The organism is Sporosarcina sp. P26b (assembly GCF_002743245.1).
Taxonomy (GTDB): domain Bacteria; phylum Bacillota; class Bacilli; order Bacillales_A; family Planococcaceae; genus Sporosarcina; species Sporosarcina ureae_C.
This window is the reverse complement of the sequence record NZ_PDYW01000002.1, coordinates 48,165-60,590: the sequence shown is the minus strand read 5'-3', so window position 1 is coordinate 60,590 and position 12,426 is coordinate 48,165. Positions and strand designations below refer to the sequence as shown.

At 39.7% G+C, this 12,426-nt stretch carries 14 protein-coding genes; 6 read left to right on the top strand and 8 right to left on the bottom strand.

The genetic code is table 11. The annotated features are described in order from the left end of the window. Nucleotides 1-23 precede the first annotated feature (23 nt). The 3 genes from CSV69_RS02215 to CSV69_RS02205 all read right to left on the bottom strand — a co-directional run bounded on the left by CSV69_RS02215 (nt 24) and on the right by CSV69_RS02205 (nt 3,123). A complete protein-coding gene (locus tag CSV69_RS02215; RefSeq protein ID WP_085428516.1) occupies nt 24-1,001 on the bottom strand; it encodes an alpha-ketoacid dehydrogenase subunit beta in 978 nt (325 codons plus the stop codon). Nucleotides 1,002-1,004: 3 nt separating this feature from the next. Then, entirely contained in the window at nt 1,005-2,120 is a 1,116-nt protein-coding gene (pdhA, locus tag CSV69_RS02210) for a pyruvate dehydrogenase (acetyl-transferring) E1 component subunit alpha (protein ID WP_085428515.1), read from the bottom strand. A 373-nt stretch (nt 2,121-2,493) separates the two neighbouring features. Then, on the bottom strand, nt 2,494-3,123 hold the full coding sequence (locus tag CSV69_RS02205; protein WP_085428514.1) for a YkyA family protein: 630 nt from the start codon (nt 3,121-3,123) through the stop codon (nt 2,494-2,496). Between the two features lie 180 nt (nt 3,124-3,303). Between CSV69_RS02205 and def the strand changes: the two genes are divergently transcribed. The 3 genes from def to rnjA all read left to right on the top strand — a co-directional run bounded on the left by def (nt 3,304) and on the right by rnjA (nt 5,981). Next, nucleotides 3,304-3,861 (top strand): peptide deformylase, encoded by a 558-nt coding sequence (gene def / locus CSV69_RS02200; RefSeq protein WP_085428513.1) that lies wholly within the window; start codon nt 3,304-3,306, stop codon nt 3,859-3,861. A gap of 239 nt (nt 3,862-4,100) precedes the next feature. Further along, on the top strand, nt 4,101-4,310 hold the full coding sequence (locus tag CSV69_RS02195) for a DNA-dependent RNA polymerase subunit epsilon (protein WP_085428512.1): 210 nt from the start codon (nt 4,101-4,103) through the stop codon (nt 4,308-4,310). Nucleotides 4,311-4,313: 3 nt separating this feature from the next. Next, on the top strand, nt 4,314-5,981 hold the full coding sequence (gene rnjA / locus CSV69_RS02190) for a ribonuclease J1 (protein ID WP_085428511.1): 1,668 nt from the start codon (nt 4,314-4,316) through the stop codon (nt 5,979-5,981). A 164-nt stretch (nt 5,982-6,145) separates the two neighbouring features. Here the strand turns inward: rnjA and CSV69_RS02185 are convergent, their stop codons facing one another. From CSV69_RS02185 to CSV69_RS02165, 5 genes are read right to left on the bottom strand one after another with little or no spacing between them, the layout of a single operon-like run. Next, nucleotides 6,146-6,805 (bottom strand): potassium channel family protein, encoded by a 660-nt coding sequence (locus CSV69_RS02185; RefSeq protein ID WP_085428510.1) that lies wholly within the window; start codon nt 6,803-6,805, stop codon nt 6,146-6,148. 36 nt (nt 6,806-6,841) lie between these two features. After that, nucleotides 6,842-7,915, bottom strand: a complete 1,074-nt coding sequence (locus CSV69_RS02180) for an ABC transporter substrate-binding protein (protein WP_085428509.1) — start codon at nt 7,913-7,915, stop codon at nt 6,842-6,844. Further along, nucleotides 7,912-8,709 (bottom strand): ABC transporter permease, encoded by a 798-nt coding sequence (locus CSV69_RS02175; RefSeq protein WP_085428508.1) that lies wholly within the window; start codon nt 8,707-8,709, stop codon nt 7,912-7,914. Before CSV69_RS02175 ends, CSV69_RS02180 begins: the two co-directional genes overlap by 4 nt. Continuing rightward, nucleotides 8,706-9,518, bottom strand: coding sequence for an ABC transporter permease (locus CSV69_RS02170; protein ID WP_085428507.1), 813 nt, complete (start codon nt 9,516-9,518; stop codon nt 8,706-8,708). The genes CSV69_RS02175 and CSV69_RS02170 overlap by 4 nt, the downstream gene beginning before the upstream one ends. Further along, nucleotides 9,508-10,614, bottom strand: a complete 1,107-nt coding sequence (locus tag CSV69_RS02165) for an ABC transporter ATP-binding protein (RefSeq protein ID WP_085428506.1) — start codon at nt 10,612-10,614, stop codon at nt 9,508-9,510. Before CSV69_RS02165 ends, CSV69_RS02170 begins: the two co-directional genes overlap by 11 nt. 200 nt (nt 10,615-10,814) lie before the next feature. Between CSV69_RS02165 and CSV69_RS02160 the strand changes: the two genes are divergently transcribed. The 3 genes from CSV69_RS02160 (at nt 10,815) to CSV69_RS02150 (ending at nt 12,372) form a co-directional block, all read left to right on the top strand. Further along, the gene (locus CSV69_RS02160) at nt 10,815-11,117 is read left to right on the top strand and encodes a hypothetical protein (RefSeq protein ID WP_085428505.1); all 303 of its coding nucleotides are present in this window, start codon (nt 10,815-10,817) and stop codon (nt 11,115-11,117) included. A gap of 166 nt (nt 11,118-11,283) precedes the next feature. Beyond that, nucleotides 11,284-11,826 carry a peroxiredoxin gene (locus tag CSV69_RS02155; protein WP_085428504.1) on the top strand — a complete coding sequence of 181 codons (543 nt, stop codon included), beginning with the start codon at nt 11,284-11,286 and terminating at the stop codon, nt 11,824-11,826. A gap of 90 nt (nt 11,827-11,916) precedes the next feature. Further along, the gene (locus CSV69_RS02150; protein ID WP_099692646.1) at nt 11,917-12,372 is read left to right on the top strand and encodes a TlpA family protein disulfide reductase; all 456 of its coding nucleotides are present in this window, start codon (nt 11,917-11,919) and stop codon (nt 12,370-12,372) included. Nucleotides 12,373-12,426: the final 54 nt, after the last annotated feature.

The window sequence follows — 12,426 nt, the reverse complement described above, 5'->3', positions numbered from 1 at the left end:
TTCCTGGATTGTCCAATAAGTATTTAGAATGTCAGAACTTCTTTTGCTTTCGCTGCAATATCTTTCGCGTTAGGCAACCATGTATTCTCGCCTGCTGCGAATGGATACACTGTATCTGGCGCTGTCACACGTAGCACAGGAGCTTCTAGGCTCAAGATTGCACGTTCCGTAATTTCAGCTACTACGTTAGCAGCAATTCCGGCTTGACGTTGCGCTTCTTGTACAACAATTGCACGATTTGTTTTTTCAACTGATTTGATAATTGTTTCTACGTCAAGTGGCTGAATTGTGCGCAAGTCGATTACTTCCACTGAGTAATTTTCTTTTTCAAGTGCTTCAGCAGCTTTCAGGCTTTCTTGAACCATCGCGCCGTATGTGACAATTGTTAAATCTGTACCTTCACGCTTCACATCTGCTTTTCCTAAAGGAATAGAATATTCTTCTTCAGGAACTTCTTGTCTGAATGAACGATACAATTTCATATGCTCCAAGAAAATGACTGGATCATCACTCTTAATTGCAGAGATCAGCAGACCTTTTGCATCGTAAGGAGTCGAAGGAATAACGACAGTTAAACCAGGTTGTGATGCTACAAGACCTTCTAGGCTGTCCGCATGCATTTCAGGTGTTGCTACACCGCCGCCAAATGGTGCGCGAATCGTAATAGGTGCATTGAAGTGTCCACCTGTTCTAAAGTTCATTCTTGCGATTTGACCACTTACAGAATCCATCACTTCAAATAGAAAACCGAAGAATTGAATTTCCATGATAGGACGGAAGCCAGTAAGCGCTAGACCAATTGCTAATCCGCCAATACCAGACTCAGCCAGCGGCGTATCAAATACTCGCTCTTCGCCAAATTCTTTATGGAGGCCTTCCGTGGCACGGAAGACACCTCCGTTAGCCCCAACGTCTTCACCGAATAGCAATACATTTTCATCTGCTTTCAGCTCAGTACGGAGTGCTTCTGTAATTGCTTGAATCATTGTTAATTCTGCCATGGGTTATTTCGACTCCTTTCCAACATACGCATCTAATTGCTCTTGTAGGTTAAACGGTATTTCGCCTTTATACATAATCTTCATAAAGTCTGAAGCCTTTTGTTTAGGCTCACCGTCTGCTTTTTTGATTGCTTCTTTAATTTCTTCTTTCGCACGTTCAATCACTTTTTCCTCTTGCTCTTTAGACCAAATACCTTTCGCTTCTAGGTATGTTCTGAATCGAACGATTGGGTCACGCTTTTCCCATTCAGTGTCAACATCGGATGTGCGGTAGCGTGTTGGATCATCGCCTGCCATCGTATGTGGCCCATAACGGTAACACATTGTTTCAATAAGTGTCGGTCCATCTCCATTAACTGCACGCTCTCTAGCATCACGTGTTGCAACGTATACTGCTAACGGATCCATTCCATCAACCAATACACTTGGCACGCCTGCCGCTACACCTTTTTGGGCAAGTGTTTTAGCTGCAGTTTGTACATCACGGTGTGTAGAAATCGCATACTGGTTATTCTGAATGATGAAGATAGCAGGCACTTGATATGCTCCTGCGAAGTTCAATCCTTCATAGAAGTCCCCTTGAGATGTTCCGCCGTCACCCGTGTACGTAATAACAACTGATTTCTTTCCTTTTTTCTTAAAGCCTAGACCTACTCCTGCTGCTTGAACGTATTGTGCACCAATAATGATTTGTGGTGGGAAGATATTAAGTCCATCAGGAATGACACTGCCCGCATAATGTCCTCTTGACCATAAGAAAGCCATATGCAACGGCCAACCGTGGAATAACAACTGAGGAACGTCACGATATCCAGGTAAAATGAAATCATCTTTTTCCAGCACATACTGTGATGCTAACTGGGAAGCTTCTTGTCCTGCAGTCGGAGCATAAAATCCAAGACGGCCCTGTCTATTTAATGAAATAGAACGCTGATCAAGGATACGTGTATATACCATGCGATTCATTAATTCCACTAATTCTTCATCAGAAAGTTTAGGATCCAAGTCCTTATTCACGATCTTTCCTTCTTCATCCAGAATTTGTACCATGTCAAATTGGCTTTCAATCAGTTGAAGCGCTTTCACTGGATCATACTGATTTCCTTTTTTAGCTACCATATCTCGATCTCTCCTTCTTATCTGTATTATATTGTTTTCAAATAAAGTTAATACAACTTCTTATATTTTTCAGTATACGCAAAACTGAGCGCTTGGTCAACCATTGTAATCAAAGACTTTCACTCGTTTGGCATATATCATTTCAAACAAGCTGTACTATTACAATATCGATTCTGTATTGGTACAGAAGAGTTTTTCACTAGCATTCTATACGCCGAACTTTATCTGCAAAATGCTTGTTTAGACTACATATGAACAATCTCTGTCTCAGGCTTGTTAACACGCTTTAAAATTTCTATCGCAGATATTTAATGTGTAAGCTTTTGCATGCAAAAATTCTCTATTCCATTCTTGCCGTCTACTATATACTTCCTTATTTTTGCTGTTCTAAACTTTTTGATGTACGACTCGCTAATCGATTTACTTCCCGAGTCGTCTCATTAAACTCTATTAGAGTTTGCTGACTAGCAGCAATTAGATCATTTACTTCACTTACTTGTTTTTGAAGTCCTAGTTCACGCACCGATTGATCTTCAAGCTGCGTATATAATTGCATTTGACTATCTAAAAGTTTTTTATACTGCAAAATGAAAGCTTCATGTATTCCTGAACGTTCAGTAAGTGCATCCACTACATCTTCTACTTGGCTAGTGAATCCCTTTTGATTCATACTTTCAGCTAATTGCCCTATAGTTTCCTTCGACTCGCGAACAGCACTCTCCTCTTTTTCAAGCAACATGGACCGTTCACGTACAGATCTTTTCAATGCAACTACTCGCTGCTTCACTTCTGGATATTGCTGTTGAGTTAATTCCATTAGTTGAATAAATAACTCCTGTTCTTTGTGCTCTTTTTCGTATAACTTCCTTCCAAAGTTGTTCCCCTTATTTTCTTTTTCATTCACAGCGATTAGGAAATCCCTGAATTGCTGCGCTATGGTAGGCTCTTTTGAACAACCACTTAACAGAATCAGTATGAACATTGTGCAAACTACTTTCTTCATCTACAATCCTCCTCGCTCTTTATATACTTTTTTCTTTCACCATTTTTCTCATTCGTTTATACTGTATTAAAGGAAATTAGTTTTTACGATTATATAACTTTAATCCACATGTTCTACAAGCAAATTGTAGATTATGCTATATACTAACTATACCTAATATATCCGAGAGGAAGAGTAGAAATGATTTTAATGAAAGACATCATTCGTGAAGGTCATCCGACGTTGCGCTTGAAAGCAAAAGAGGTAGACTTTCCTTTAAGTAATGAAGATCGTCAATTATGCGATAATTTATTGGAGTATGTCGTCAATAGCCAAGACGACGAACTGTGTGAAAAGTACGGCTTACGTTCGGGTATTGGCTTGGCTGCTCCCCAAACAAATGCGTCAAAAAGAATTTTCGCCCTGCATATACCTGACGGCGAGAATTTACTGGAAAACTTCATCGCAATTAATCCGAAGATTATTAGTCACTCTGTCGAAAAGACCTATATAGAAACTGGCGAAGGCTGTTTATCAGTAGATCGCGAAGTTCCGGGATATGTTCCCCGTTACGCGAGAATTACTGTGAAAGCATTTGATAAGGAAGGAAATGTTATTAAGAAGCGTTTGAAAGGATTGCCAGCAATTGCTTTCCAGCATGAATTGGATCACTTAAACGGCATCATGTTCTATGATCACATTGATGAAAGTTCTCCTTACAAGGAAATACCTGGTGCTACAGCTTTCGACAGAGAGTAAAGCGTTTATACTTGACAGGATGAGAAATTTCTGTTACTGTCTTGTCAAGGAGTGATGATGCCATGTATAAACGTCTAAAACGCAAACTGCTAAGACGACTTAATGGCCTGCTCGGTAAAAAGACGATTGCCTAGACTTTTACGCCCGCCAAGTAATTGGTGGGCTTTTCTTTATTTTAGGGAAATTGCATGCTATTATTGATGATATGTATTATTACGAACGTAAAAGGAGAGTTTAACATGATTTTCAAAGTATATTACCATTTAAACGTACATGAAGTTCCAGTCCGCGAGAACACACTTAGCTTGTACGTAGAAGCTGAAAACGAAAGAGAAGTTCGGAATCGATTAAAAGACCGTGATCTAATGATTGAATTCGTGCAAAAGTTGGAAGGCGAACATTTAACTTATGAACAAGCTTCCCCAGCCTTCCACATTGAGCAGGTTTAATTTATGAAATCTATTAAAAATAATGAAACAGCTGTTTTTGCCCTAGGCGGACTAGGTGAAATCGGTAAAAATACGTATTGTATCCAATTCCAAGATGAAATTATTATTATCGACGCCGGAATCAAATTTCCAGAAGATGAATTACTAGGTATTGACTATGTAATTCCAGATTATACTTATCTCGAACGCAATATCGATAAGATCAAAGGACTTTTCATCACACACGGTCATGAAGACCATATTGGTGGCATCCCTTATCTATTGCGCAAAGTGAATGTTCCCGTCTATGGCGGTAAACTCGCGATTGGATTACTTCGCAATAAGTTGGAAGAGCATGGATTATTGCGCACAACGGAAATTCATGAAATTGAAGAAGATGATTTTATTAAATTCCGTAAAACAGCAGTGTCATTCTTCAGAACTACGCACAGTATTCCTGACGCATTCGGAGTAGTAGTGAAAACTCCTTCCGGTAATATCGTCCATACAGGAGACTTTAAATTCGACTTCACGCCAGTCGGTGAACCTGCTAACTTGCATAAGATGGCGAAAATCGGTAGCGAAGGCGTACTTTGTCTATTATCAGACAGTACGAATGCAGAAGTGCCTAACTTTACAATGTCTGAACGTAAAGTAGGAGAAAGCTTAAACGATATCTTCCGTACAGTAGATGGTCGAATTATTTTTGCTACATTCGCTTCGAATATCCACAGATTACAACAAGTCATCGAATCAGCACAGATCTTCGGTCGTAAAATCGCTGTCTTTGGTCGCAGTATGGATAATGCCATCACAATCGGTCGCGAACTAGGTTATATTGACGCTCCAAAAGATTTATTCGTGGATGCTCAATCGCTTAATCGTCTTCCTGCCAACAAAGTAATGATTTTATGTACGGGTAGCCAAGGTGAACCGATGGCAGCTTTATCACGTATCGCAAACGGTACACATAGACAAGTACAAATTCAACCTGGTGATACAGTAATCTTCTCATCTTCACCTATCCCAGGAAACACACTAAGTGTCAACAAAGCGATTAACTCACTGTTCCGTGCAGGTGCAGAAGTTATTCATGGTCCATTGAACAACATCCACACATCCGGACACGGATCACAGGAAGAGCAAAAGCTTATGTTACGTTTAATTAAGCCTAAATACTTCATGCCGATTCACGGTGAGTACCGTATGATGAATATGCACTCTCAACTAGCGATAGACTGTGACGTCGAGCCTGATAATATCTTTATTATGGGGAACGGTGACGTCCTCGCACTTACTGATTCAACAGCAAGACTAGCAGGACGCGTACCGTCAGGCGATGTCTATATTGATGGAAGTGGTATAGGCGACATCGGTAACGTCGTGCTACGTGACCGCCGAATCCTCTCTGAAGATGGTCTAGTTATTGTAGTCGCTACAATCGACACGAAAAAGAATCGCTTAGTATCCGGTCCTGACCTGATCTCACGTGGATTCGTCTACATGCGCGAATCAGGCGCAATGATCAACGAAGCACAGTATATGCTTTCGAAGACATTACAGCGCAAACTAGCTGCTAAACCTGATTCCATCAACAATTTAAAGGGCGACATCATCGATACACTCGTTCCATATTTATATGAAAAAACGAAGCGTAAACCAATGATTCTTCCTGTCATTATGGAACTTTAAAAATTCATAAAAAAAGCAAGTGCATAGTAGCACTTGCTTCAGACTGAAGGCAACTCCTATAAACTAGGAGTCTGTCTTCAGTTTTTTGTTTATTGCTTCCAGTAAAGGATAGTAGTTGTTCTAGAGCGAAAGGTGGCAATTCCACGCTATCCCCTATCTATTCGTTAGTGCAATGCTTTCCGTTCAAAGCGGTGGATATCTAAATCTGATCCTATCACGATGAGAACGTCGTTTACTTCGATCTGCTCAATCGCCTGAGGAGAAACTAGGATATGGGTCCCCCGTTTAATAGCCACAATATTGACGCCATACTTCGCGCGAATATCTAAATCGATCAACGAAGAGCCGGCGATGTGGTTATTGGCTTGAATTTCCACGATGGAATATTCATCGGACAACTCTAGATAATCCAAAATATTATTCGATACCAAGTTATTCGCGATTCGCTTCCCCATATCACGCTCAGGGTGAACGACTTGATCCGCACCGATTTTACGTAATACTTTTTCATGGTAATCATTTTGCGCTTTTACAGTAATACGTTGTACACCGATTTCTTTTAAAATCAACGTAGTCAGAATACTAGCTTGAATATTTTCCCCGATCGCGATTACAACATGTTCGAAATTTCGTATACCTAACGAACGCAATGCCGCTTCATCTGTCGTATCGACCGCCACTGCCTGGGTTGCGATATTCGCAAACTCTTCCACGCGTTCCTGTGACTTATCAATCGCCATAACGTCTGCTTCGAGCTCAATCAGTTCTTTAACGATACTACCGCCAAAACGACCCAAACCAATCACTACAAATTCCTTTTTCATCTCATTACTCCTCGCTATTGCGAATAGTTATTCGTTTTATCGCAATCCCATTTTGAATTTCAGGAATAACTCATTATACACCCCAAGTGTTTCTAAGCCTAAATTTTCATACACTTCTAGATTCTCTCTCGCTTCTTCGTCAGGATAAAACCGTTCATCTTCCGTAGTTTCTTTATCCATAAACGATAAGGCTGAAATGTTCGGCGTAGAATAGCCTACGTAATCTGCATTTTGCGCCGCCACTTCAGGATCCAGCATGAAGTTTATAAATTTATAGGCACCTTCGATATTTGTTGAAGTTCTCGGGATGACAATATTATCGAACCATAGATTTGAACCTTCTTCCGGCACAATGTAATCAATGTCTTCATTCTCCGAAATCATATCTGCTGCTTGCCCTGACCAAGTCAGCGCTACGGATGCTTCATTATTAATCATTAACTGCGTGACTTCATCGCCAATGACGGCTTTGACATTCGGGCCCATCGTTTCCAACTTGTCGGTTGCTTCTTTAAGTTCTTGGAGACTGGTGGAGTTCAATGAGTAACCGAGTGAATTTAACGACACGCCAATTACTTCGCGCGCACTATCTACTATAATAAGTTTTTGACGCAATGACGCATCCCATAAACTTTCCCAGCTTTCAAACGTCTGACCATTTAATAATGATGCGTTATACGCGATACCTACAGTTCCCCAGAAGTACGGAATTGAATACTGATTATCTGGATCAAAAGCTAAATTCATAAAATACGGATCGATATGTTTAATGTTCGGAATTTTAGAGAAATCCAGTGGAAGTAATAAATCCTTTTCTTCCATCATCTGCACTGCGTATTCAGACGGAACTGTAACATCATAAGCGGTTCCACCTTGTTCGATTTTCCCCATCATTCCTTCATTTGAATCAAATGTTTCATAAATGACTTTGATCCCTTCCTCTTCTTCAAACTGCTTCAGAAGATCTGGATCAATATATTCGCCCCAGTTGTAAACTGTGATCGTATCTTTGCCTGCACGTCCCGCTTTATGTTCAAGCTGATAGTTCGTAAATAATAGAACACCAGAAACGAGTAGGATCGCGATTGCACTGCTGACTAATCCTTTCATTTCTTCACCCCCTGAGGTGACTTTGCTTTATTTCCAACAATATAATAACCAATCACCAACACGATCGTGATCAAGAAAATTAATCCCGATAGAGCATTAATTGTCAATGTGATTCCTGTTCGCGCCATAGAATAAATCTCTACGGATAATGTCGAGAAGCCATTTCCTGTGACGAAAAAGGTAACCGCAAAGTCATCAAGTGAGTAGGTTAAAGCAAGGAAAAATCCTGCAAAAATACCCGGCTTAATATATGGCAATATAACACGTGTCAGTACATCTTTACGCGACGCACCTAAATCGAGTGCTGCATCTATTAACGTAGTACTCATTTCCAGCAATTTCGGTAATACCATGATGACAACTATAGGTATACTGAAGGCAATATGGGAAATCAGCACCGAAGCAAAACCTAATCTCACTCCAATTAGCGTGAATAATATTAAGAATGAGGCACCGATAATGACATCCGGGCTAACAATTAAAATATTATTCAGCGACAATACCGTTTTACGCGCAGACTTATTTTTCATGAAATAGATGGCAAGCGCGCCTATTACACCTATAGTTGTAGAAAGTAAGGCAGACAATAATGCAATAATTACGGTATTCATCACAATAATTAAAAGCCGTGTATCTTGAAACACCGCTTGATAATGCTCCAATGTGAATGATTCGAAATGCGACATCCCGCCTCCCGAGTTGAAGGAGTAATAAATGAGATAAAAAATAGGAGCATATAAAATTACAAAGACTGCCGCCAAATAAATTCTCGGCAAACTACCCAGTTTCTTCATTTAGTTATGCCCCTCTCTTTGCCTGACGTCAGCACCATAATTAAGAACATGAAGATAATAAGGAATACGGCAATTGTCGAACCCATCCCCCAGTTTTGCGTCACGAGGAATTGCTGTTCAATCGCAGTACCCAGTGTGATTACTTTATTACCTGCAATTAAGCGAGTAATCATAAATAAAGACAGAGCCGGAATGAACACGACTTGTACACCCGATTTCACACCATCTGTTGTCAATGGCCAAATCACCCGTTTAAAGGTTACCCATGCATTCGCCCCTAAATCCTTCGATGCGTCAAGAAGTGCTGGATTGATTTTATCTAAGGAGTTAAAAATCGGTAAAATCATAAATGGAATAAAGATATATACAGAAACAAACACAAAACTAAAATCCGTGAATAATATTTGCTGACTACCTATGCCAATCGTTTCCAAAAAGGCATTAATCGGTCCATAAATCCCCATCAACCCAATAAAGGCATATGTTTTTAACAACAGATTAATCCACGAAGGTATGATAATGAGCAATAACCATAATTGCTTATGCTTCGTCTTAGTTAAGAAATAAGCTGTCGGATAGGAGATCAATAAAGCAAAAAAGGTAATAAGAAAGGCATACCAAAATGAGCTCATCGTTAATTTGAAATAAATCGATGTAAAGAAATTCCGATAGTTAGCCAACGTTAAATGGCCGGATAAATCGAAAAATGAGTAATACACGATAACAACGATCGGCGCTAGTACGAATAATAATAACCAAGCTGCATACGGTGTGGCATATATAAAACGTAAAGGTTTTTTATTCCTCATCTTCCGCCACTCCAAACGATTCCAGACGTGCATCAAAGTCTGCTTCAGATTCATTCAGTCGCATAACATGAATGTCTGCAGGTTCAAAATCCAAACCGATTAACATCCCTACATCCGCTGGTTTCGTAGAATGGACTAGCCACTCATTACCATCAGAGTCATACGTTGAAAGCTCATAGTGTACACCTCGGAATAATTGCGTATCTACTGTGACACTGAATCTTCCTTTTTCAACAGTAGTCATTTCCAAGTCTTCAGGACGAATGACGATATCCACTTTTTCATTAGGATAAAAGCCACCATCTACACACGGGAATTGTTTACCTGTGAATTCCACTAGATAATCTTCAATAATTCTCCCACTTACTATATTAGATTCTCCAATAAAGTCTGCCACGAAACGGTTAATTGGCTCATCGTAAATGTCGATTGGTGTCCCAGATTGTTGAATTTCTCCGTTATTCATGACGAAAATCTCATCGGACATCGCAAGTGCTTCTTCCTGGTCATGCGTAACAAAAACAAATGTTTTACCAAGACGCTGCTGGAGCTCTCGTAATTCATACTGCATTTCAGAACGCAACTTCAAATCGAGTGCAGACAATGGTTCGTCTAGTAAAATCACTTCAGGGTCATTGACGATCGCTCTAGCAATCGCAACGCGTTGACGCTGCCCACCCGACATTTCAGTAATTTCCCGAGATTCGTACCCTTCTAGATTGACAAACTTCAACGCTTCTTTTACCCGTCGATCCACTTCATTCTTTTTCACTTTCTTTATACGTAAACCGAATGCTACATTTTCATATACATTTAAATGAGGAAACAATGCATAATCTTGAAATACTGTGTTCACTTGACGTTCATTTGCAGGTACAGCGTTAATCTTCTTACCATTAAATAAGATTGTTCCATCTGTAGCTTCCGTAAAGCCGGCGATCAAACGTAAAATAGTCGTTTTTCCACAGCCAGAAGGCCCAAGCAATGTATAAAATTTCCCGCGTTCCATTTCAAATGAAACTCGGTTGAGTACAGTTGTAGATTCATCATAGCGTTTTGTAACATTCTCAAAACGAATAATCGGTTCAGTAGTCAATAGATTTCCTCCTTGCGTAACGTATTATTTCTTGTGATTAATGAACAGTTGTAAACCTACTCATTATACACAAAATGATAGTGAAATCAACCATCTATATAATGTAAAATAGGAATACAGCATACAGGAAAATGGTCATGAAAATTGTTTTTTCGCAGATGACATAGTAGAATGAAACCATATGTTAAGGAGGGATTCAGTTGGAAGACCATTTATTTTTTTATCTGGACTCTGATGCCAAGCGGAATCGAAAAGCCGAGCCCGCTACAAAAGAAAATCATCTAGAAGGGATTTTCCTAGTAAACAATAAGAAAATCCGAACGTGGAAAGAGATGGCTTCTCATTGCGTAGAGTGCATGGAACCATTACATTATAGCGACGAATTTGACGCGCGTTATTGCAAAGATTGCGATGAATGGCGAGAAATGATTTGTGATCCAAATTGCAAAACATGCCAAACACGCCCTGTAAAACCTTCTGACTGTACACAAGACTTTGAGTAATTATCTACTCAAATCCTAAATATATAAGGTTTACCGCTCTTTATAATAATTATTATCATCTTCGAGTCATTCTAATTGAATTCGACTCGGGATCTTGTTATTCTAGATAAGAATTGTACAGCGCAGTCATGTGGTTGTACAAAAGATTAATTGGAGGTTTTATATAATGGCTGAACGTATGGTAGGTAAACAAGCTCCAGATTTTACAATGGAGGCAGTACTAGCTGACAAATCTTTTGGTAAAGTTAGTTTACAAGAAAACATTAAAAACGACAAATGGACAGTTCTTTTCTTCTATCCAATGGACTTCACTTTTGTATGTCCAACAGAAATCACTGCCATGTCGGATCGTTACGATGAGTTCGAAGACTTGGATGCAGAAGTAATCGGTGTTTCTACTGATACTATCCACACTCACCTTGCTTGGATCAACACTGATCGTAAAGACAATGGTCTTGAACAACTAAAATACCCACTTGCAGCAGATACTAACCATTTCGTTTCACGCGAATACGGTGTATTGATCGAAGAAGAAGGTATTGCATTGCGCGGCCTTTACATCATCAATCCTGAAGGTGAACTTCAGTATCAGACAGTATTCCACAACAATATCGGTCGTGACGTAGATGAAACTCTCCGTGTACTACAAGCACTACAAACTGGCGGTCTTTGCCCAGCAAACTGGCGTCCAGGTGAAAAAACTCTTTAATTTTTAGACAAGCATCCCCACGCGTTACGATAATCGTGGGGATTTTTTTATCACAAAATATACTACACTCTTAGCTAGGGGGAATTCTTGATGAAATTACGTCAACAAATGCCTGAACTTCAAGGTGCTACTACTTGGTTGAATGGTGAAACTTCTAAATCAGAACTCATCGGTGAAAAACCAACACTTATCCATTTCTGGTCTGTAAGTTGTCACATGTGCAAAGAAGCGATGCCGGATGTAAACAATTTCAGAGATCAATACAAAGATGAATTGAATGTTGTAGCAGTCCATATGCCTCGCTCAGAAGATGATGTCGATCTTGAACAAATCAAAACTGTAGCAGCTGAGCATGATATTACACAACCCATTTTCGTTGATAGCGAATTAAAACTTAATGATGCATTTGAAAACCAGTACGTTCCTGCTTATTACGTCTTTGATAAAGACGGTCAGTTACGTCACTTCCAAGCAGGCGGAAGCGGTATGAAAATGCTTGAAAAACGTGTAAACCGCGTACTTGATGAAATGAATAAAGAAGATTAATTTAAGAAACGACTCCTGATCAAAAAGGAGTCGTTTTTGTTTTCTTTTTTCATG